Here is a 20,880-nt window from a genome sequence, read left to right as displayed (position 1 = left end):
GCTCGTGCCGCGGCCGACGAAGGCCGCGAGCCCTCCGCCGATCGCGCCGAACAGGTGGGCCTGCCAGGAGATCCCCTCCCGCACGCCGACGACGCCGGCGAGCATCGAGCCGCCGTAGAGCGCGATCACGACGATCGCGATGATCGCGTGGAGGATGCGGTGCGACACCCGTCCCGGCGCGAAGACGCGCAGCACGGTGTAGCCGAAGTACCCGAACACGAGTCCGGAGGCGCCGACCGTCAGGGTCCCCGGTGCGTTCAGCAGCCAGGTTCCCGCTCCCCCGATGATCGCCGCGAAGGCCGTGACCGCCCAGAATCTGCGGGCGCCCTCGACCGCGACGAGGCAGCCGAGCACGAGGAACGGCACCGAGTTCGCGAGGAGATGCGCCCAGTTCGCGTGCAGCAGCGGGCCGACGAAGACGCCGGCGAGACCGGTCGGATCCCAGGAACGAAGGCCGAAACCGGTGAACGATCCCGGAAGGACGGCGTCCGCGAACTGCACGATCCACATGGCTGCGAGGAGGAGGACCGGCGACGCGAAGCGCCCGAGTGCGCTGCGGCGCGGGGAATCGGCGATGCTGCTCACGTCTGGCCTCGTCACGTCTCGATCCTGACAGGACTGCCCAGGAGGACGCTGACAAAAGAAAATGACCCTCCGCGCACCCAGCAGAGCCCGGTTACCCTTGCTGCGTTTCCGCCCTGGGGGAATTGGCCTGGATGCCGCCACGCGGAGAGCCGTCATCCAGTCTAGCCGATGCGGAGCCGGTCCTCAGCCGCGCGGGTTACGATCGGTTCACGCGCACCGCAGCGCCCACGCGAGAGGGAACGCATGCCAGACACCCCGCCCCCGAGGACGCCGATCATCGACGCCCAGGACTTCGCCGCGCAGACCTCCGCCATCGTCGGCTCGATCGGGCGGGTGATCGACGGCAAGCCGGATGCCGTGCGCAGCGCACTCGTCTGCCTCCTCGCCGAGGGTCACCTGCTGATCGAGGACGTACCGGGGGTCGGCAAGACCATGCTCGCCAGGGCGCTGGCCGCGAGCGTCGACGCCACCGTGCGGCGCATCCAGTTCACCCCCGATCTGCTGCCGGGCGATGTCACCGGGGTGAGCGTCTACAACCCGGTCGACCGCGAGTTCGAGTTCAAGCGCGGAGCGGTGTTCGCGAACATCGTGATCGCCGACGAGATCAACCGGTCGTCGCCGAAGACTCAATCGGCACTGCTGGAGGCGATGGAGGAGGGCCAGGTCACCGTCGACGGATCCACGCACCTGCTCCCCGATCCGTTCCTCGTCGTCGCGACGCAGAACCCGCTCGAGATGGAGGGCACCTACGCGCTCCCCGAGGCGCAGCGCGACCGCTTCATGATGCGCATCTCGATGGGGTACCCGGATCCCGCGGCCGAAGTGGAGATGTTGCGGCAGCGCGACACGGTCAATCCGCTCGCGTCGGTGACCGCGGTCGCCGACGCCGCGTCGATCACGGCGCTCATCGCGTGGGCGCGCTCCGTGCACGTGGCTCCGGCCGTCGAGGAGTACACGGTCGCCCTGGCCCAGGCCACCCGGGTCGACCCGAGCCTGCACCTCGGCGCGAGCCCCCGTGCGACGCTGCAGCTCATCAGGGCGGCGAAGGTGTGGGCGGCGCTCGACGGCCGCGACTTCGTGATACCCGACGACGTGACGGCGCTGCTGATCCCCGTTCTCGCGCATCGTCTGCTCCCCGCACGCGGCGCGCATCGCGCCGGCGCGCAGCCCGTCGAAGCGGCGCTGCGTCAGATCGCCGAACGCGTGCGCGTGCCCGTGGCCGCCCGTTCCTGACCCGGACCTCGTGATGCCTCGCCGCCGGATGCTGACGATGCGGGGAACCGGTGCGCTCCTCGCCGGCATCGGCTGCATCGTGGCCGCCAATCTCGTCGGCGCAGCGATCCTGCTCTACATCGGAGTGCTGCTGCTCGCGCTGACCGTCTTCGCACTGATCGCCGTGCGGGCACCCCGACGCTCGGGCTCCGTCACCAGGCAGGTGTCGACCGACCTGATCACGGTCTCGGAGACGTCGCGGGTGACCCTGCGGTTCGCGCTGCGCGCACTGCGGGTGCCCCGAGGACTGTGGCGCGACGTCCTCCCCGACGCGGTCTCGGGTGATGCCGCCGGAGAGTACCCGCCGGAGACCGGTCAGCTGACCTACCTCCTCACCGGCGTGCGCCGCGGGGTGTGGCCGATCGGCCCCCTCATGCTGCGCACGGTCGACCCGTTCGGACTCGCCCAGCGCGAGCAGGCGTTCGGGGAGACGCGCACGGTCACCGTGGTGCCCGAGGTGTTCACCCTGTCCCCGCTCACCGTGAAGGTCGGCGCAGCGGGCGGTACCGCGCAGACCTCGTCGAGCAGACTCGGCCAGGGCAGCGACAACCTCTCGCCGCGCCGCTACATCCCCGGGGACTCCATGCGGCGCATCCACTGGCGGGCGACCGCGCACCGCGGCCAGCTCATGGTTCGGCAGGAAGAGGAGGAGTCGAGCCCCGACGCGCTTGTCGTGCTCGACCGGAGCGCCGCGCGCTGGCGGAGGACCGACGGCGAGGCCGACCCGGCGTTCGAGGCCGCGGTGTCGCTGTGCGCCTCCGCCGCGGTGCACCTCATGCAGGAGGGATACGGCGTCGACGTAATCGACAGCGCCGGCGCGCTGCTCGGCACGCTGCGCGGACACGAGGACGACCGCGACGGCCTGCTGGTCGCGCTGGCCGTGGTGACTCCGCGCGGCGATGCGCGTGACCTCGCTGCACTGGTGGGCGGCACTCCGCCCGGGCCGCTCGTGTACATCACCGGCGAGATCGACGAAGAGGATGCCGCGCTGCTCCGCCCCGCCGGCGCCGCCGCGCCGATGCTCTTCGCCACGGGCCCTCTCGCCAGAGCCGCCGCGGCGGCGAACCGGCACGGATGGCGCGTCGCCACCCTGGGAGACGACATCGCAGGCGCCTGGGAGGACGCGCTGCCCGACCGTGTCGGCTCGGCACCGGTGGAGCCGGAGAGGTCGACCGATGTCACGCGCTGAGCGTCGTCCGGCTCCGTCCTGGCACCGCGACAGGGAGCTCCCGCGGAGCGCCTGGGTGTCGGCGGCGCTGGCCGGCGCGGCCGCGCTCGTGGCCATGTGGCCGTTCACGTCCGTCATCCGGCCGGGCGCCTGGTCGGCCACCGTGCTCGTCGTCATCGTCGTGACCGCCCTCACCGGGGTCATCGCACGCACCCTCCTGACGCAGCGACCAGTGTGGGTGCGCGACCTCGTCACCCTCGCCGCGCAGCTCGTCGTCGTCGTCGGCGCTCTCACGCAGCTCGTCGCGCGAGACACGGCAGTGCTCGGATTCGTGCCCACGGACGCGACGATCCTCACGTTCCGGACCCTCGTCGCCGCGGCGGGCGAGGAGATCGTGTTCGGCGCCGCCCCGCTCGATCCCTCGCCCGGCTTGCAGGCGGTGATGGGGCTCGGGTTCGCGGTCGTCGCGATCCTGCTCGACCAGCTCGTCGCCCAGCGCGGCGCGATCATCGCCTTCCTGCTGACCGCGGCGGTGGGTGCCATGCCCATGATCGTCACCGTCAGCGGGGCGGATGTGGTGTGGTTCGTGATGCTCGGCATCCTGCTGCTCCTGCTCCTGCGCTCTACGGCAGCCCAGCATCCGGAGTCGCCGCGTCGCACGTCGACGGCCGTCGCCGCGGGCGTCGGCGTCGCGGCCCTCGCTGCCACCGTGGTCGTGGCCCCCGTGCTGCCCGTGTCGACGGCCCTGGCCGGGACGGGCAGCGGGGTCTCGGTGGATGCCTCGCTGCGCCTCGGCGACGACCTGCGCCAGCCGAACCCGGTGGAGGTGCTCACCCTCGCGACCACGGCCGACACGGCTCCGTATCTGCGCCTGACGACACTGTCGCACTTCGACGGCCGGGTCTGGGAGCCGGACCGCGGCGGCTTCGCACCCCAGGACGAGGGGTTCGGACCGGAGGAGTGGAGCCCGGAGATCGCGGTGAAGGAGCAGAGCACATCGATTCGAGTACTCCGGGTGTCGAGCTCGTGGCTGCCCGTCCCCTACCCGGCGACCACACTGCAGGGCGTGCCCTCATCGTGGCGGGTGAGCCAGGAGAACCGCACCGTGGCCTCGCGCAGCGCCGACGCGGTGGGGAACGACTACACCGTCCGCTCGCTGGAGGTCGACCCCACCCTCGAGCAGATCAGAGCCACGCCGGCCGCTCCTCTCGTCGTCGAGCCGGACGAGGATGCCGTCGAGCTGCCGGCCGTGATCGGCGAGACCGCCGACGAGGTCACCGGCGACGCGACCAACGATTACGACCGCCTCATCGCCCTGCAGTCGTGGTTCCGCAGCGAGTTCTCATACTCCCTGGAGACGCCGGTCGAGGAAGGCTTCGACGGAACGGGCGCCGACGCGGTCGCGCAGTTCCTCGACGTGAAGTCGGGCTACTGCATCCACTTCGCCGGGGCGTTCGCGCTCATGGCCGAGAGCCTCGACATGGAGGTGCGCATCGTGGTCGGCTACCTGCCCGGCGCCCTCACCACGACGCAGCGTGGCGAGGACGCCGTCTACTCCGTATCGAGCGACCAGTTGCACTCCTGGCCGGAGGTGCTGTTCCCCGGGATCGGGTGGGTGCCCTTCGAGCCGACGGCGTCGCTCGGCATCCCCACGGCGTTCGCCGCCGGGTCCACGTCGGGCGGAGGCGGCACCGGTACGACGCCGAACGCCCCGTCGGCAGCGCCCGAGGCGCCGCAGACCACCGGACCCGAGGTCGAGCGCCCAGACGCCGGAGACAACGCCGGAGCCACCGGTCAGCTGAACCGTCTCGACCCGACGCCCGTCCTGCTGGGAACGATCGGCGTGCTGATCCTCCTGCTGCTCCCGGCGCTGGTGCGTCTTTCCGTCCGGACGTCGCGGCGCGCCCGCGCGCGCCGCGGCGACGCGGGGGCGGCGTGGGGGGAGCTCAGGGCGACCATGCTCGACCTCGGAATCGCGGTGTCGGATGCCGAGACACCGCGCATGCGGGCCGCGGACCTCGTGCGCGACGGACGGGTCGGCGCCGAGGACATGCAGATCCTGACGGATGCGGTCGAGCGAGCGAGCTACGCGCGCCCCTCGACGGAGAAGGCGGATGCCGTCGACGACGCGCTGGGTCGGGTTCTCGCGGATCTGCGTCGCAGCGTCTCACGACCGGCGAGAACGCAGGCGTTCCTGCTTCCCCGATCGCTCGTCGCGACGCGCGCGCCGGACGCTCCCCTGCTCGCCTGATCCTTCGTCGTGCGGCGCCGCGTCGACGGTCAGGCGGCGTGCGCGCCGCAGCGGACCGCGTCGCATGCCTCGCAGACCACGAACTGGGTGCGGCAGGAGGGGTCGGGGCAGTTGGCAGTGCGCTTGGTCGCGGCACCGCATCCCTCGCAGACGCCGATGACGGCCGCATGATCGGAGAAGTCGACCGATCCGCGCTTGTCGAAGACGTAGAGCGAGCCGTCCCAGAGACCGTCGTCACCGTACTTCTCGCCGTAGCGGACGATGCCGCCTTCGAGCTGATACACCTCGCCGAATCCGCGAGACGCCATCAGGCTCGACAGCACCTCGCAGCGGATCCCACCGGTGCAGTAGGTGACGATCGGCTTGTCCTTGAGGTCGTCGTAGGCGCCGGCGTCGAGCAGCTGCACGAAGTCGCGGGTCGTGTCGACATCGGGCACGACAGCGCCGCGGAACCGGCCGATCTGCGCCTCGAGCGCGTTACGGCCGTCGAAGAACACGACATCGTCGCCGCGCTCGCCGACCAGCTCGTGCAGCGCCTCGGGACTCAGGCGCGTGCCGCCTCCGACGACGCCGTGCTCGTCGACGCGCAGCTCGTCCGGGGCGCCGAACGAGACGATCTCGTCGCGCACCTTGACGCTGAGCTTCGGGAAATCGAGGCTGCGGCCCTCGGCGTCCACGCCGGAGCCCTCGCTCCACTTCAGATCGACATCGCGGAACGGGGCGTAGGACCGGAAGGAGCGCGCCCAGCGCTTCAACACGGGCAGATCGCCCCCGAGAGTGCCGTTGATGCCGTCCTTCGAGATGATCAGCCGACCGCGCAGGCCCAGAGCCTCGCCCAGATCGCGCTGCCACACCCGGATCGCCTCCGGGTCGGCGAGCGGGGTGAACACGTAGAAGAGCACGATCTTGGGGGTTGCCACCCAGCGATCTTACGTCTGGTCTCGTGCTGCTCTTCTCGCGCCTGCCGGCCGTGCACCCGGCGCCGCCGGACGGGGGTCACGGCAGATCGCGGATCAGGAAGAGGATGCCGCCGCCGAGCAGACCGATCAGCATCCAGCCCGCGGAGACGAGGACGGCGACGGGGCGATCGAGCCGGTCGGGCGCCGCGAGGCCCGCAGCGCTGACATCGAAGCCGAGCGCCTCGAGGAGAGCGAGGAGCGGAAGGTGGACGGCCATCGTCGGCCAGACCGCGACGACGAGGAGTCCCGCGGCGAGAGACATCGGGGCGATGAAGAGCGCGACGAGATGGGTCTGCACCACGAGCCCGACAGCGAGCCCGTAGACGCCGGCGACGGCGCCGAGCAGAAGCGTGCGGCCGACGGTCGACCCGTCGATCGGGAGGCCGCCGAAGGCCACGCCGAACGCAGCGTGCGCGCCGGTGACGGCGGCCAGGGAGATGCACGCGCCCCCGACCGCGGCGGCGGGCACCCTCGTGAGCAGAACGGTCGGGCGCCGCTCGAGCATCAGACGCTGAGCCAGGACGCCGTCTCGACGATCGACCGTGTAGCGGAACGACCCGTACACCGCGGCGAGTACCGCTCCGTACACGGCCACCACGACGCCGAACGGTGCGAAGAGCGCGGCCCTGCTGTTCGGCGGCGCGTCAGCGAGTTCGGGCGGTACGCCGGCGGCGACCAGCACCGACATCGCGAACGCCGCCGCGAGCACCCACAGCAGCACGATGTCGTGAAGGAGGCTGCGCGCCTGAATCCGGAACGCGCGCGCGATCACGGACGCCTCCTCGCGGCAACCAGCCACGCTACGGCGGTCAGGGCTGCCACCCACGCCAGACCGACTCCCAGCGCGGGGCCGAACTCGAGCATGCGGTCCTGGTGGCCGGGTACGCCCAGGGCGGCCAGAGCCAACCCCGGAGAGAATCGCGCCACCTCCGGCGCCACGCGCAGCAGGGTGAACTCGAGCGCCAGCGGGATGACGATGAGGAGGGCGGCCGCCGCGTAGTAGTTCCGGACGATCCAGCCGACCGCTGCTCCGATGGGTGCGCCGAGCACGGCGCCCAGAAGCGCCCCGGCGTAGAGGCGCCACGCATCGGGTTCCCACGAGAGCGAGAGGCCGGCGCGGGCGAGGACGATGCTCACGCCGAGCGTCCAGACGACGAGGATGCCGGACACCATGGCGACGCCCACGACGGCACCTCCGATGATCTTCCCCCAGAAAGCCCGTGAGAGCGCGACGCTCGAGAGCGTGCGCCCCAGCGAGCCGTAGTAGCACTCGCGCGTGATCCCGTACGCGCCGACGAAAGCGGCGGAGACCGCGCACCAGGCGAGCGGTTCGAGGAGTCGGGTCGTGGCGGTGCCGGCATCGAGTCCTGCGAGATCGAATCGCGCGCCGTCCGAGAACAGCACGAAGACGGGCATGAGGACGGCGACGAGGTAGACCGCCGCGACGGAGAGCCCGCTGACCGATCGGAGCATCTCGCTCCGGACGACGTTCTTCATGCGGATGCTCCCTCGACGAGATCGAAGTAGCGGTTCTCGAGCGAGTCGCCGTCGTCGACGACGAGGTCGCGCAGAGGGCCGGTGAACAGGACGCGGCGCTTGATGACGACGACCTGATCCACGACCTGCTCGAGCTCGGCCAGCTGGTGGCTGGAGATCAGCACGGTCCCGCCGCGGGCCGCGTAGTCCCGAAGGAAACCGCGCAGCCAGCGGATGCCGTCGGGATCCAGGCCGTTCGCCGGCTCGTCGAGGATGAGCGTGTGGGGCGAGCCGATGAGGGCCGCGGCCAGGCCGAGCCGCTGCGCCATACCGGTCGAGAAAGTCTTCACGCGTCGACCTGCGTCCGCTGCGAGGCCCACCTCGTCCAGCACCTCCGTCACCCGGCGCGGCGGAGCTCCGGTCGCGATCCGGCAGATGTCGAGGTGGCGTCTCGCCGTGATCCCGCCCTCGAAGCCGAATCCGTCCATGTGCACGCCCACGTGGGCCGCCGGATTCTCGAGCGCGGCGAACGGCACGCCGTCGATGACGGTCTCACCGCTCGTCGCGGCGATCAGCCCGACGATCGCCCGCAGCGTCGTCGACTTCCCCGCTCCGTTCGGCCCGAGCAATCCGACGACGGCCCCGCGCGGAACCACGAACGACACGTCCTCCACGGCGGTGCGATGACCGAACCTCTTCGTGAGTCCTCTGACCTCGATCGCATGCTTGTCCATCTCGATCCTTTCCTACTTGTCGCTGAGAAGGGGCGACAGAGGCGCCTCCACGCCTTTCGCCCAGAGCGCCTGCCACAGATTCCGTGTTCCGAGGTCGACCCGCGCCCGACCCGAGACGACCGCGTCGCGATCCTCGGCGCGGACCTCGACATCCGCGACGATCACCGCCTCCGTCATCGCGTCGCCCGCGAGCACGGGCAAGAGAGCATCGACCGGCACCTCGATCGACCGCGGCGCACGCGGTGCCGCCGTTCCCGCACCGATCCGCTCGTGCGCGAGGATGCCGTTCGTCGTCAGAGCGACCGCCGCCCCCGCCGCGATCTCGGCACGCGGCGCCTCACCGGCCTGCACCAGGACCACTCGATCGCGCTCCGTGACGAAGCCGTACGTCGCCGACAGCGACACCGGGGTCACGGCTCCCGCGGCGATCACGGCCGCCGCCAGAGCTGCGGTGACCAGCCCGAATCGGAGCGGCGAGACCCCCGCGCGCAGGACGCGACCCAACCCGCGGACGACGATCACGATGCCGACACTGGTCACGGTCGTCCCCAGCGCGACCGTGACCAGGCCCCACACCGGCCCCCCTCCGGCGAGCGCATCGGCGATGCGCGCGACCGCCACCAGCACCAGAACGACGGGTGTGACGATGCTCGCGATACCGAACGGCACACCCCACCACCGATCGAGCCGCCTGTCCGCCCGAGCGCCACCGAACAGCATCCGCGCCAGGGCGTGCCGCGCATCGTGCATGGCCCGGTCCCGGAGGTTCGGCTCGTCGAGCGCGCTCATGAGGGCCAGATAGCCGTCGAACCGCACGAACGGGATCAGGTTCACCACGACGATGCCCGCGCAGGAGAGGGAGAGGAGCAACAGCATCCTGTCCGCCTCCGCCAGCGGTGTCGCCAGAGCAGCCAGGGCTGCGGCCGCACCGACGGCACCGTGCACCGCAGGTCCTGCCAGCGCGACCGCGACGCGCTGGCGCCGCTCTCCCAGGCGCCACCCGTCCGTCACGTCGACGAAGAACGCCGGAGCGAGGTAGATGAGCATGAATCCCGCGCGTCGGGGGCTGCCGCCGAACCTCGTCAGGGTGATGCCGTGGGCGCATTCGTGGAACAGGGTCAGACAGGCCAGGACGGCGACGAGGACCATGAGCTCGGTCAGCGGCAGCGGCGAGGTGAGCACCTGCCGGATGTCATGCGCTTGCAGGGCCGCCGCGAGAAGCCCGGCGCACAGGAGGATGCCGATCGGCAGCGCGAGCCGCATCAGCGAAGGCGGGCCCGCGCGCCCGCTCAGGCGAGCGAAGATCGTGGGCGCGTGCATGGTCGCGAACTGCACGGTGAACGGCGGTCGGAACGACACGCGACCCGGCGGCGTGCGGTGAGCGTCGTCGAGGAGACCGCAGTCACGGAATCGCTGGACCAGCGCCAGGAATGCGGGAGGCGGGTCGGATGCTGCGAAGCGCAGGTGCAGGTCGCGGAGCATCGTCTCGCCGTCCATCGACGAGAGCAGAGCGACGACGGCGCCTGACACCCGCGAGGAGGGCACACCGTGAAGCATGGTGATCCACCGGTCCTCGTCCGTCTGCTCGAAGGTGACGCCGGCGGCGAGCCGGGGGCGGGCCTCGCCATCGAGGGGCGCGCTCGTTCCCGCCGCGGTGCGATGTACGGATCTAGACATCACTCTCCGCCGCTCTGAGAGGTGCCACCGTGGTCGTCTCGAGAAGCTCGATATCCTGTCCGTCCTGGGTGCGGACCGGCGAGATGCGAGGCGGGGCGAACCCGGCGGCCACGAGCTCCGTCACGAGCTGCTCGCGATCGAGCACTCGGAGCCGGCTCGTGAGGACCGTGACCTCGCCGCCGCGTCGGAGATCGGCGGGACGCAGCCAGTTGACCACGCGGCTCGCCCCGTCGTCGTCGACCTGCTGGGCGAAGAGGTAGGTCTCGTCTCCCTCCGGCCCTGGGACCGTGATCTCGTGCTCCTGCGGTACGGAGAGCGTCGTCGCCGACGTGCCGGCGGCGACGGTGAGGGCGAAGACGCCGTCAGACGTCAGGTGCCGGCGAACGCTCCGGCACAGACGCGACCTCCCTTCGCCGTCGAGCAGCGTGATGGAGGTGGCTCCGAGCACGGCGAGCGCATATCGCTGCGCCAGTCGGAAGTCGCGCATGTCGGCGACGACGCAGTCCAGCGCCGGGTGATCGGGCAACGCGCGCTGCAGGTGGGAGAGCATGTCGCGGGAGAGGTCGACGGCCGTCACGCGGTATCCGGATCGCACCAGCGGAATCGTCAAGCGGCCGCTGCCCGCCGCGATGTCGAGGATCGGTCCGCCGGTGCGGCGCGCGAGAGCCAACACCTCCCGGACCTCCGCGCGGTCGGCGCCCACCAGCCGCTGGTAGAAGTCGGTGCCGGCACCGGAGTAGAGGTCGAGCTCCCTCGCGTCCGCCCGCGCGAGGGACAACCGTGCGCGGACGGCGTCTGTGATGAGATCCTCCATCGACTCGTCGCCTTTCCTGTGGGTCTGTCATCTGGGGTGTGGGATGCGGGCGGATCATGACCACCCGCATCCCGTTCGGAGTCGTGACCGATCAGGTCGCGATCGCTGCTGCACCGCCGATGATGGCGATGATGTAACCGGCGTGTTCCCACCACTCCAGCGGCGCATCGATCTGTTCGAGTTCCACGAACTCCAGCGATTGCTTGTGCACGTCTCACCTCCTTCGCGGGTGACGAGAGGGAGCCCTCTACGTGAGCGCGAGGATCCCGATGATCACGCCCACGGCGAAGCCTCGAGTCCAGTCGAGGGCGTCGTCGGGAGCGTCCATCGCTTCGAGTTCGATGAACTCGAGTGTGGGCGTCGCAGTGTTCATCTGCGTCCTTTCGTTCGTGATGCGGTTTCGGGTCGGGTGTCGCTCAGGTGGCGGCGGCTGCGCCGATGCCGATGAGAATCAGCGCGCTGCCCACGCCCTGGTAGAAGCTCTCCCAGCTGGGGGCCTCCATCTCATCGAGCTCCTCGAATCGGAGACGCGAGTCGATGTCGCGGTCCATGTCGTTCACCCCCTTCCCGCGGTGCGGGGACGCCGTGAAGGACGCCCCTCCGGTCGCTCCATGCGGAGGCGCGGAGCACATCTCGGAAGTCCGATTCGACGAGGCCGGACAGCATCGGTCGTCGAGCTCCCCAGGCGTTCTCGATCGCGGCCGCGACGCGATCGATGTCACGGCTGCTCGGTGTCGGCGGCCGGTCGATGCCCCACCGGGTCACGAGCTCGGCGATGCCGCGCGCAGGATCCAGCGGCAGGCGGAGCGGCGGGGATGCGCTGGCCCAGAATCTCTCGAGGCTCGCACGGTCGCCCCATCGGGGATCCCGGTCGAGGATCCGCTGCCACACCGGGGCGATGGTCGCCGCGGTCGCGCTCATCTTGCGCACGCCGAGGTGGAAGGCGACCTCGTTGGCGACGTACCAGTGGCGAGGGGCGTAGGGGTCCGGTCCGCGCAGCGCCGCGCTGCGCTGCGTCGCCGCACTCAGACGGCCGAGTCGCAGGCGCCCTTCTCCGGAATCCACTCGCCCGTCCGCGGTCTCGAGAATGGCTCTGCCGAGTGCCACCGCATCGTCGTGCGCGCGGGCGCTTCGTGCCGGGCCGGTCGACGCCCCCGCGAGCCGGAGGAACGCTTCGAGCGCACCCTCACGGACCTGCGCCGCAGTCAGCGTCAGGAGGTTCTCCTCGTCCAGAAGAGCGTGCCGCGGTCTCAGCGCACGTCCGATGACGAGCCGGTGACCGCGGGTGTTCGTCAGGATGCTGACGCTGTTCGTCTCGGACGAGGTGCCGAGCGTGGTGGGCACGGCGACGAGGTCGACGGGCGGAGGCGCGTCCGGCAGGAAGGTGAGCGCCTCGCTCTGCGCGCGTTCGAGCGCGAACTGCAGGGATCGACCGGGGGCGAGCGCGAGTGCGGCGAGCTTGGCGGCGTCGAGGACGGTTCCGCCTCCGACAGCGAGGATGACCTCGGGGGGCCGACGCGCGATGCGCTCGGCGATCTCGAGGATCGTCTCGGCATCCACTGCAGCGGGGTCGAGCTCGGCGACGTCCGTCGGGCGAGCGGGAAGGAACGGTACCCGAACCCCCGCATCGACGATGATCATCGTCGCGCGATGCGCGGTCAGTCGTGCGGTCATCGTCCGTGCGACGCCTCTGCCGTGCCACAGCGTGGGAACGCGAGCCGTGAACCCGGCCGTCATGTCCACGCGCTCCGCGCCTGCGCCAGCCCCGCACGCACTGCGGCGTCCATCTCGAGGAGGTCGGCCGCGTCGAACCCGTAGGCGGGAATCAGTCCTATCCCGCTCGGGCCCGGCTGCACCTGCACGCCGTGATCCGCGATGGCGGCGACGACCTCGAGGACCTGCCGTCCGGACAGCGCACCGCCCTCGTCCGTGCGGAGGTCCAGTCCCAGGAAGCATCCCCTTCCCGTGACGCGGGTGATCAGCCCATCGGCCCTCATCGAATCGGCGACGCCGGCGAGGTCCTCGGCGAGCGCGCGTACTGACTCGATCACGTCGATGCGCTCGATCTCGTCGATGACGGCGAGGATCGCGGCCGCGCACGCCGGTGTCCCCGCTTGCGTCTCTCCGTGCACGAACGTCCACCCGCCGCGGACGAACTCCGACGCCACACGCGGTCCGACGAGCAGGGCGGCGGCACCCATCGCCCCATTGGTCAGTGCTTTGGAGAGGATCAGGACATCGGGCGCGACCGACCATCCATCGCTCGCGAACATCTGCCCTGTCCGGCCGAAGCCGGTCGCGACCTCGTCCGCGACGACGAGGAAACCGTACTCCTCCCGCAGCGCGAGAAGGTGGGCGACGAAGGCATCGGTCAGCGGGCGGGCTCCGCTGCCCAGAACCGGCTCGACGACCACCGCCGCGACCCGGGCCCCCTCGCGACGCAGAAGGGTGCCGAGCTCTTCTCCGTCATCGTCGTGCGCCACATGCCTGACCGAGCGACGATCGACGCCGTACGCCTCCTGCAGGAGGTCGTCGCCGCTGAGCGCGTGACTGCCGTACATCGTGCCGTGGTAGCTGCCTCGCAGCCCGACGACGAGGGATCGGGAGGCAGCTCCTCGGTGCGACCAGTACTGTCGTGCGAGTTTCATCCCCGCGTCGTTGGCCGCGCCGCCCGAGGTCGAGAAGATCACGCGGCTGTATCTGGCCGGGCCGGCGATCTCGAGCAGTCTCTCCGCCGCGATCTGCGCGTACCGGTTCGGCGATCGGAAGAGGGTCAGGTACGACGCATCACGCGTCGCTCTGGTGACGGCCTCCGATACTGCCGGATTCCCGAATCCGAGCGGCACGTTCCACAGCCCGCTCGTCGCGCACAATCGCGAGGATCCGTCGGCGTACCGGATGCGGTTGCCCTCGGCGCCGATCGCCGTCTGCGACGGGGAGAAGACGGTGTCTGCCGGAAGCATCGCCGGCCACAGTGCGTGCGGTGAGGTCCCTGCGTGCGGTGAGGTCATCGGCGTGCCGCCTCCGCTCCCTCGGTCGAGATACCGAAGGAGATACCCAGCGCCCCGATGGCGTCCTCGCAGAGTCGACCGGCATCCGACGCGGAGACCGTGAGGCGCCGGGCGATCCTCTCGACGGCGAGTTCTCGCGCGCTCGATGTCTGCGTCGCTTCCACGACCACGGCGGTCAGCAGCGACAGGGCTCGTCGGCGGCGGGAATCGACATCGGCGAGCACGAATCCTTCGGCGGTGTCGAGGAGGAAGGGATCCGAGGCCGACGGCTCCGCGTCCGCTCTGTCGTCGTCGATCAGCGACCATCCGAATCCACTGACCCGCACGCCGTTCACGACCCGGAGCATCCTGAGGAGGTCGATGGCCCGCAGATAGCGCGCCGTCGCGTCACGGCCGGGACCCGGGGCGGTGAGCTCCTCGATGGATGGGGCGCCGCCGAGCCTCGCTCCCCGCGCGAAGGGTTCCGTGAGTCGATCCGGCGTCTGCACGATGTGGCCGACGACCTCGCCCCTCATGCCGACGGTGAATGCGCCGTCGGCGCGCACCCTGATCGCGTTCGGGATCTCGATCGCGCGAGGTCTCTCGAGTGCCGACCGCTCGGCGAGAACCACCCGCGGGTCGAGGAGCGCCGACGGGAAGACGCCCGTGCGACGGGCGAGGCGCGCGTCGTCGAGAAAGGCCTCCCATCCCGGCATGTCGAGGACGGCGACCACGGTGGGACCGACGAGCTGCACGAAGCCTGCCGCAACGTAGTCCTGGAGCTCGACGGCGGTCTCTCCGAACAGCATCTCGTCGCCGCTCTCCTCGAGCCGGCCGCTGTAGCGGGAGAGCGCGGCGGACGTAGCGGGGGATGCCGTGCCCTCCGGTAGGAGGACGGCATCGTGAGCACCCGCCGCATGGATGACGGCTTCCGCCGGTGCATCGACATCGACCAGGAACACCCGGCGGTAGATGTTCCGCTCCCCCGTGAGGAACTCGCGGAGCGCACGCGCCCCGACGACCTCAGATCCGTCCACCCCAGCCCCCGATGCTCTGCGACGCTCGTGCGTCTTCACCTGAAGCTATACACACCTCATTCGTGTATCAATATTTTTCACTCGAGTCGAGAAACCTGCGGAGGACGCGCTCTTTCGCCCTCGAGGCGGGCTGGTCATGCGCTGCTCGACCGATCGGATAGACTGAGGAGGTTGTTTCCTGGTGACGTGTCCGAGCGGCCGAAGGAGCACGCTTGGAAAGCGTGTGTTGTGCAAGCAACCGCGGGTTCGAATCCCGCCGTCACCGCCAGACGACCGAGGGGCCTCACGAAGTGGGGCCCCTCAGTCGTCTATCGAGCACTGTGGGATTCGGGGAGCCCTGAGCGCAGCGAAGAGCGGAGTCCCGCCGTCACCGCCATATGACCGAGGGGCCTCACGCAGTGGGGCCCCTCGGTCGTTTCCGCACGCGACGCAACTACTGCGTGAAGCGCACTCCGTACACCTGTCCACCCGGCTCAGCGGGCAGCGGCGTCATGCCCAGTCGCTCGTAGAACGCCGCGGCCCCGGTGTTCGCGGGGTCCATCCCGAGGTGCAGCGCACGGACCCCGCGCCGCGTGAGCTCGGCGAAGAGCGTCTCGATGAGGCGTCGTCCCAGCCCCTGGCCCTGCGTCTCGGGGAGCAGATCGATGTGCAGGTGGGCGGGGTATTCCGCGGCATTCGCGTTCGTGCCCGGCCCCTGCCGATACCCGTACTCGATCATCTTCTCCTCGCGGGTCGAGGGTTCGGCCGCGCGCGGGTACTTCGCGGCGAGCGCCGGCCACCACTCGTCACGGAACCAGGTCTGGAACGCGTCGGTGTCGTCGGTCGCGACGATATAGCCGATCACGCGCTGGTCGTCCGACTCGACCACCCAGGCGAGATCGGGATGCCTCTCGACATAGGGCACGGCGAACAGGTCGCCCCACAGCTCGCCGTCGGAGAAGATGCCGGTCGCGTCCTTGCCGGCATCCGCCGTCTTCAGGCAGATCTCGTACATCGCTGCGCGATCGGACGGACGGTAGGGGCGGATGCGGGGCACGACGACTCCTCGGTGAGTGCGGGAAACGATGGTCAGCCTATCGACCTCGGTATGCGCTTCGACGTCGTGCGCGCCCACGGCAGCATGACGGCCGCGATGAGCAGCACCGCACTCGCGCCGACGAGCGCGCCACCGAGCGTATCGGTCGCCCAGTGCACGGAGAGCAGCGTCCGCGAGACGGCCATGGCCACGATCCATGCGGCACCCACGAGCGCGACCCACACCCGCGGGAAGAGCAGACAGAGGACCAGGGCGATCGTCGCGGCGTTGGCGGTATGCCCGGAGGGGAACGAGCCGAAGTCGCTCGTCACGATCATGTCCTCCGGCCGCGCCCTGCCGAAGAGGTTCTTCAGGAGCTGCACGAGCGCGGCGCTGGCCAGGAATGCCGCCGCGGCGAACACTGCTCCGCGCCAGCGTCTCGCCAGCAGGAGCGCGATGATCACGAGCAGCGGAACGACGAGGATCGCCACCCAGCCGCCGCCGATGTGGTCGAGCACGAGAGCGCCCGTCAGCATCCAGTCGGCGCGGTGCTGAACGATCGCCTCGTTCCACCACCGATCGAAGCCTGGCGGCTCGGTGTAGCCGAACACGATCGCCGCTCCGAGCAGCGCGGACGCCACGAGTGTTCCCAGTCCCCACCACAGCAGCGTTCGCGATCTCATCGCACCATTCTGCCGGGTCGCGGCTGAACGATCAGGGAGTGAGCATCCCGACGCTCCGTGGCCGCACGACGAACCAGAGCGCCAGGATGGCGATCACCGCGCAGCCGACCATCACCGACGCCATCGTGGTGGCCGTGATTCCCGCTCCCTTCGAGATCCAGCCGACGACCGGTGAGATGAGCCCCGCGACGCCGAAGTTGGTCGCGCCGATGACGGATGCCGCGGTGCCGGCTGCCTTGCCGTGGCGGTCGAGCGCGAGCACCTGGACGTTCGGCATCGTGAACCCGCACGCCGTCATGAAGAAGAACAACGGCACCACGGTTCCCCACAGCCCGAGCCCGAGCTGATCGGTCACGATGATCGCGGTGCCCGCAACCAGCAGCACGGCAGTCGAGAACGCCATGACCCACTGCGGTCCGAAACGCGCTGCCAGCCGGGATGCCGCCTGCACGCCGATCACCACGCCGAGCGAGTTCACGGCGAACAGGAGTCCGTATTGCTGCGCATCGAGCCCGTGCGTCTGCTGGAACAGGAACGGCGATGCCGACAGATACGAGAACAGACCGGAGAACGTCATGCCGCCGATGATCAGCACGCCGATGAACACACGGTCGGAGAACACCGAGCGGTATCGCTGCAGGACCGTCGCTCCGCCCTTCTCCTGACGTCGGGCGACGGGCAGGGTCTCCGGCACGAAGATCAGCGTCGAGACGAGCATCACGACGCCGTACAGCGCCAGCACGATGAAGATCCCCTGCCACGGCATGAGGGTCAGCAGCCATGAGCCGATGAGCGGAGCCGCCACGGGGGCAACGCCCGATACGAGGGCCAGGCGGGAGAGCATCACGACGAGGCGGCGTCCGCCGAAGAGGTCGCGCACGATGGCCATGGCCACGACGCCGCCGGCCGCGGCGCCGACGCCCATGAGTACGCGTGCCCCACCGAGCAGCGGCAGCGTCGGCGCGAACGCCGCCGCGAAGCTCGCCAGCACGTGCAGCGCGGTCACGGCGATGAGCGGTACACGGCGACCGACCTTGTCACTGAGAGGGCCCACGACGAGCTGGCCGAGCGCGAACCCGATCATGGTGCCGGTCAGGGTCAGCTGCACGGCGGCGGCTGTGGTCTGGAAGTCCTCCTCCAGAACCGGGAACGCCGGCAGGTAGAGGTCGATCGTGAAGGGGCCGAGCGCGGTCAGGGCACCAAGCAGCACGATGTACAGCGCGCGCCGGCCGTTCGAGATCGAGTCTCCGGGGTGGAGCATGATCGGCGCAGTGGCCGGATTCGAGCCGAGCGTGCGGATGGCGCCGGTCGACGACGGCACGCGGATGCTGCCGGTCGCCGTGCGATCGGGCGTGGAGATGGTGGGGACGGTATCGGTGCGGGGCGCGTCAGACACAGGGGCTTTCCGGGGAGGGGGGATGAGTCTCGAATCGATTCGAGCGAAGCACCCATGCTACTCCCCCGCCCGGCGGCGCTTCGCCTGCTGCACACCTGCATGCCCGGATGCCGGATGCATGCCCGCCTGGGCGTTCCCCGATCTGCATCCGCGTTCTCGGCATGCATGTGCGCGGTCAGGCCCGCGCTGCGGACCGCCCGTGACCGTCAGCGCGAGATGCGGGCGAGCGCCTGCTCCAGGTCGGCGACGAGGTCGCCGCCGTCCTCGATGCCCACCGACAGCCGCACGATGTTCTCGGGAACCGCGAGCTCGGTCCCGCGCACCGACGCATGGGTCATGTCGGGCGGGTAGCCGATCAGCGACTCGACGCCGCCCAGGGACTCCGCGAGCTGGAACAGCTCGGTCGACTCGGCGAAGGCCTTCGCGGCCGCGGGCCCTGCCGCAAGGCCGAGCGACAGCATCCCGCCGAATCCGCTCATCTGCCGTGCGGCGACCTCGTGCCCGCGATGATCCTCGAGACCCGGGTGATAGACCTCGGAGAACTCCGGACGGCCCGCCGCCCACTCGGCCACGGCCTGAGCGTTCTCGGAGTGCTGCCGCATGCGCACCGCCAGGGTCTTGATGCCCCGGGTCGTGAGCCACGCGTCGAACGGGGCCGACACGGCGCCGACCGCGAACTGCTGGAACTTGACGTCGTCGACGAATCGGTCGTCGCCGAACACCACGGCGCCGCCGAGCACGTCGGAGTGCCCGCCGAGGTACTTGGTGGTGGAGTGCACGACGAGGTCGGCGCCCAGCGCGAGCGGCTGCTGCAGCGCGGGCGAGGCGAACGTGTTGTCGACGACCGCGAGGGCGCCGGCGGCGTGCGCGATCTCGGCGATGGCGGCGATGTCGACGATCTTGAGCAGCGGGTTGCTCGGCGTCTCGATCCAGACGATCTTCGTCTCGGGACGAATCGCCGCACGCACGGCGTCGGGGTCGGACAGCTCGACGGTGGTGGTCACGATGCCCCACTTGGAGAGCACCTTGGTCAGCAGTCGGTAGGTCCCGCCATACGCGTCGTTGCTGAGCAGCACATGGTCGCCCGGAGACAGGATGCCGCGCAGCAGCGCGTCCTCCGCGGCGAGCCCCGACGCGAACGAGAGCGCGCGTGTGCCGCCCTCGAGCGCCGCGAGCTGCGTCTCGAGCGACGAGCGCGTCGGGTTGCCCGCACGGTTGTACTCGTACCCCTCGCGGAACCCGCCGATGCCGTCCTGCACGTGCGTGGAGGCCTGGTAGATCGGCGGGATGATCGACCCGGTGGTCGGATCGGGCTCCTGGCCCGCGTGGATGGCTCGGGTGGCGAAGGAGTGCTCGGACATATCCTCAGCCTACGTCGGCGGTCGCGACCGCGGCCGGCCCGTTACGCCAGGCGTCAGCGAGACAGATACGCGAGCAGGTCCTGCCGGGTGAGCACGGTGTGCGGTCGTCCGCCTTCCGTGACGAGCAGCGCGTCCGCGTCGGCGAGCGCCGTGCGCGCCTGGGCGATCGGAGCATGGATGCCGATGAGCGGCAGCCTCTCCCCGACGTGCTCGCCCACGGCATCCGTCGGCTTGGCGTCGCCGCGGAAGAGGAGGTCGAGCAGACCCTTCTCGTCGACCGTGCCGACGACCTCGCCCATCATGACCGGCGGCTCGGCGCTGAGCACCACGAGCTGCGAGACGTCGTACTCCGTCAGCAGGCCGATCGCCTCGAGGACCGTGTCGGTGGGGTGCGCGTGCACGAGGTCGGGGATGCCGCCGCCCTGGCGCGGTGCGCGGGCGGCCAGCACATCCGCGACTGTCTCGCCGTCCTCGACGTCGCTGAAGCCGTAGGATCGCATCCAGCCGTCGTTGAAGATCTTGCTCAGGTACCCGCGCCCGCCGTCGGGCAGGAGGACGACCATCACCGCGTCCGCGGGCAGCTCGCGGGCGACGCGCAGAGCACCGACGACCGCCATGCCGCTCGATCCGCCGACGAGGATGCCCTCCTCGCGGGCGAGGCGACGGGTCATCGCGAAGGCCTCCGCGTCGTCGACCGCGACGATCTCGTGCGGCACGGTCGGATCGTAGGCGCCGGGCCAGATGTCCTCCCCCACCCCCTCGACGAGGTACGGGCGACCGGTGCCGCCGCTGTAGACGCTGCCCTCGGGGTCGACCCCGACGATGCGCACCCGGTCGTCGGAGACCTCGCGCAGGTACCGACCGGTCCCGGTGATGGTCCCTCCCGTGCCGACGCCGGCGACGAAGTGCGTGATCCGGCCGTCGGTGTCGCGCCAGATCTCCGGCCCCGTGGTCTCGTAATGGCTGCGGGGCCCGTTCGGGTTCTCGTACTGGTTGGGCTTGAACGCGCCGGGGATCTCCCGCGCCAGTCGGTCGCTGACGCTGTAGTACGACTCCGGGCTGTCGGCGGCGACCGACGTGGGGGTCACGACGACCTCGGCTCCGTACGCGCGGAGCACGTCGATCTTGTCCTCGCCGACCTTGTCGGGCACGACGAAGACGCATCCGTAGCCGCGCTGCTGCGCGACCAGCGCGAGGCCGACCCCGGTGTTGCCGCTCGTGGGCTCGACGATCGTGCCGCCCGGCTGCAACTCGCCCGAGGCTTCGGCTGCGTCGATGATCCGCGAGGCGATGCGGTCCTTGGCGGAGCCGCCGGGGTTCAGGTACTCGAGCTTCACGAGGAGTGTGCACTCGATGCCCTCGGTGACCCGCTGGAGCTTCACGAGGGGGGTGTCGCCGACGAGGTCGACGATCGAGTCCGCATACTTCATGTCTTCAGGGTAGACGTGCGGATGCCGCGACC

21 protein-coding genes, 1 tRNA gene and 1 other RNA gene are annotated in these 20,880 nt (G+C 70.4%); 4 read left to right on the top strand and 19 right to left on the bottom strand.

Annotation, left to right across the window (positions count from 1 at the left end; all coding sequences use genetic code 11):
• Together AUC47_RS10720 and ffs are read right to left on the bottom strand one after the other, a co-directional pair.
• A partial coding sequence (locus AUC47_RS10720; protein WP_256999532.1) for a rhomboid family intramembrane serine protease occupies positions 1 to 600 on the bottom strand: 600 nt, incomplete at its 3' end.
• A 42-nt stretch (positions 601 to 642) separates the two neighbouring features.
• An RNA gene (gene ffs, locus AUC47_RS10715) (signal recognition particle sRNA small type) lies at positions 643 to 739 on the bottom strand.
• An 89-nt stretch (positions 740 to 828) separates the two neighbouring features.
• Between ffs and AUC47_RS10710 the strand changes: the two genes are divergently transcribed.
• The 3 genes from AUC47_RS10710 to AUC47_RS10700 are packed head-to-tail and all read left to right on the top strand — an operon-like array spanning position 829 to position 5,276.
• Positions 829 to 1,818: an AAA family ATPase gene (locus AUC47_RS10710; RefSeq protein ID WP_096715173.1), complete on the top strand. Its 990-nt coding sequence runs from the start codon at positions 829 to 831 to the stop codon at positions 1,816 to 1,818.
• Between the two features lie 37 nt (positions 1,819 to 1,855).
• Entirely contained in the window at positions 1,856 to 3,046 is a 1,191-nt protein-coding gene (locus tag AUC47_RS10705; RefSeq protein WP_256999531.1) for a DUF58 domain-containing protein, read from the top strand.
• The gene (locus AUC47_RS10700) at positions 3,033 to 5,276 is read left to right on the top strand and encodes a transglutaminase family protein (protein ID WP_096715171.1); all 2,244 of its coding nucleotides are present in this window, start codon (positions 3,033 to 3,035) and stop codon (positions 5,274 to 5,276) included. Before AUC47_RS10705 ends, AUC47_RS10700 begins: the two co-directional genes overlap by 14 nt.
• Before the next feature lie 29 nt (positions 5,277 to 5,305).
• Here AUC47_RS10700 and trhO read toward each other — a convergent pair whose 3' ends face one another.
• The 12 genes from trhO to mpaB all read right to left on the bottom strand — a co-directional run bounded on the left by trhO (position 5,306) and on the right by mpaB (position 14,963).
• Positions 5,306 to 6,196: an oxygen-dependent tRNA uridine(34) hydroxylase TrhO gene (gene trhO / locus AUC47_RS10695; protein ID WP_096715170.1), complete on the bottom strand. Its 891-nt coding sequence runs from the start codon at positions 6,194 to 6,196 to the stop codon at positions 5,306 to 5,308.
• A gap of 76 nt (positions 6,197 to 6,272) precedes the next feature.
• Complete coding sequence (locus AUC47_RS10690) at positions 6,273 to 7,007, bottom strand: hypothetical protein (RefSeq protein ID WP_096715169.1); 735 nt, start codon at positions 7,005 to 7,007, stop codon at positions 6,273 to 6,275.
• A complete protein-coding gene (locus AUC47_RS10685; RefSeq protein WP_096715168.1) occupies positions 7,004 to 7,732 on the bottom strand; it encodes an ABC transporter permease in 729 nt (242 codons plus the stop codon). The genes AUC47_RS10690 and AUC47_RS10685 overlap by 4 nt, the downstream gene beginning before the upstream one ends.
• On the bottom strand, positions 7,729 to 8,445 hold the full coding sequence (locus tag AUC47_RS10680) for an ATP-binding cassette domain-containing protein (RefSeq protein WP_096715167.1): 717 nt from the start codon (positions 8,443 to 8,445) through the stop codon (positions 7,729 to 7,731). Before AUC47_RS10680 ends, AUC47_RS10685 begins: the two co-directional genes overlap by 4 nt.
• A gap of 12 nt (positions 8,446 to 8,457) precedes the next feature.
• Complete coding sequence (mpaP, locus tag AUC47_RS10675; RefSeq protein ID WP_096715166.1) at positions 8,458 to 10,122, bottom strand: daptide biosynthesis intramembrane metalloprotease; 1,665 nt, start codon at positions 10,120 to 10,122, stop codon at positions 8,458 to 8,460.
• Positions 10,115 to 10,936, bottom strand: coding sequence for a daptide-type RiPP biosynthesis methyltransferase (gene mpaM / locus AUC47_RS10670; protein WP_096715165.1), 822 nt, complete (start codon positions 10,934 to 10,936; stop codon positions 10,115 to 10,117). The genes mpaP and mpaM overlap by 8 nt, the downstream gene beginning before the upstream one ends.
• A gap of 91 nt (positions 10,937 to 11,027) precedes the next feature.
• The gene (gene mpaA3 / locus AUC47_RS16985; RefSeq protein ID WP_306453247.1) at positions 11,028 to 11,147 is read right to left on the bottom strand and encodes an MpaA3 family daptide-type RiPP; all 120 of its coding nucleotides are present in this window, start codon (positions 11,145 to 11,147) and stop codon (positions 11,028 to 11,030) included.
• Positions 11,148 to 11,183: 36 nt separating this feature from the next.
• Positions 11,184 to 11,309 (bottom strand): MpaA2 family daptide-type RiPP, encoded by a 126-nt coding sequence (mpaA2, locus tag AUC47_RS16935; protein ID WP_256999530.1) that lies wholly within the window; start codon positions 11,307 to 11,309, stop codon positions 11,184 to 11,186.
• Between the two features lie 43 nt (positions 11,310 to 11,352).
• Positions 11,353 to 11,487, bottom strand: a complete 135-nt coding sequence (gene mpaA1 / locus AUC47_RS16930) for an MpaA1 family daptide-type RiPP (RefSeq protein WP_256999529.1) — start codon at positions 11,485 to 11,487, stop codon at positions 11,353 to 11,355.
• Positions 11,441 to 12,610: a daptide-type RiPP biosynthesis dehydogenase gene (mpaC, locus tag AUC47_RS10665; RefSeq protein WP_256999528.1), complete on the bottom strand. Its 1,170-nt coding sequence runs from the start codon at positions 12,608 to 12,610 to the stop codon at positions 11,441 to 11,443. The genes mpaA1 and mpaC overlap by 47 nt, the downstream gene beginning before the upstream one ends.
• A gap of 59 nt (positions 12,611 to 12,669) precedes the next feature.
• The gene (gene mpaD, locus AUC47_RS10660) at positions 12,670 to 13,947 is read right to left on the bottom strand and encodes a daptide-type RiPP biosynthesis aminotransferase (protein WP_096715163.1); all 1,278 of its coding nucleotides are present in this window, start codon (positions 13,945 to 13,947) and stop codon (positions 12,670 to 12,672) included.
• Positions 13,944 to 14,963, bottom strand: coding sequence for a daptide biosynthesis RiPP recognition protein (mpaB, locus tag AUC47_RS10655; protein WP_256999527.1), 1,020 nt, complete (start codon positions 14,961 to 14,963; stop codon positions 13,944 to 13,946). Before mpaB ends, mpaD begins: the two co-directional genes overlap by 4 nt.
• 180 nt (positions 14,964 to 15,143) lie before the next feature.
• Between mpaB and AUC47_RS10650 the strand changes: the two genes are divergently transcribed.
• Positions 15,144 to 15,231 (top strand) — tRNA-Ser (locus AUC47_RS10650).
• A 165-nt stretch (positions 15,232 to 15,396) separates the two neighbouring features.
• Here AUC47_RS10650 and AUC47_RS10645 read toward each other — a convergent pair.
• The 5 genes from AUC47_RS10645 to AUC47_RS10625 form a co-directional block, all read right to left on the bottom strand.
• Positions 15,397 to 15,999 (bottom strand): GNAT family N-acetyltransferase, encoded by a 603-nt coding sequence (locus AUC47_RS10645; protein ID WP_179297583.1) that lies wholly within the window; start codon positions 15,997 to 15,999, stop codon positions 15,397 to 15,399.
• Between the two features lie 32 nt (positions 16,000 to 16,031).
• Positions 16,032 to 16,661, bottom strand: a complete 630-nt coding sequence (locus AUC47_RS10640; protein WP_096715161.1) for a phosphatase PAP2 family protein — start codon at positions 16,659 to 16,661, stop codon at positions 16,032 to 16,034.
• 31 nt (positions 16,662 to 16,692) lie between these two features.
• The gene (locus tag AUC47_RS10635; protein ID WP_373557858.1) at positions 16,693 to 18,057 is read right to left on the bottom strand and encodes a multidrug effflux MFS transporter; all 1,365 of its coding nucleotides are present in this window, start codon (positions 18,055 to 18,057) and stop codon (positions 16,693 to 16,695) included.
• A 206-nt stretch (positions 18,058 to 18,263) separates the two neighbouring features.
• Positions 18,264 to 19,418, bottom strand: coding sequence for a cystathionine gamma-synthase (locus AUC47_RS10630; protein ID WP_096715160.1), 1,155 nt, complete (start codon positions 19,416 to 19,418; stop codon positions 18,264 to 18,266).
• A gap of 53 nt (positions 19,419 to 19,471) precedes the next feature.
• Positions 19,472 to 20,848 (bottom strand): cystathionine beta-synthase, encoded by a 1,377-nt coding sequence (locus tag AUC47_RS10625; protein WP_096715159.1) that lies wholly within the window; start codon positions 20,846 to 20,848, stop codon positions 19,472 to 19,474.
• Positions 20,849 to 20,880 lie beyond the last annotated feature (32 nt).

The organism is Microbacterium sp. SZ1 (assembly GCF_002362255.1).
GTDB lineage: Bacteria > Actinomycetota > Actinomycetes > Actinomycetales > Microbacteriaceae > Microbacterium.
This window is presented reverse-complemented; position numbering and strand designations above follow the sequence as displayed.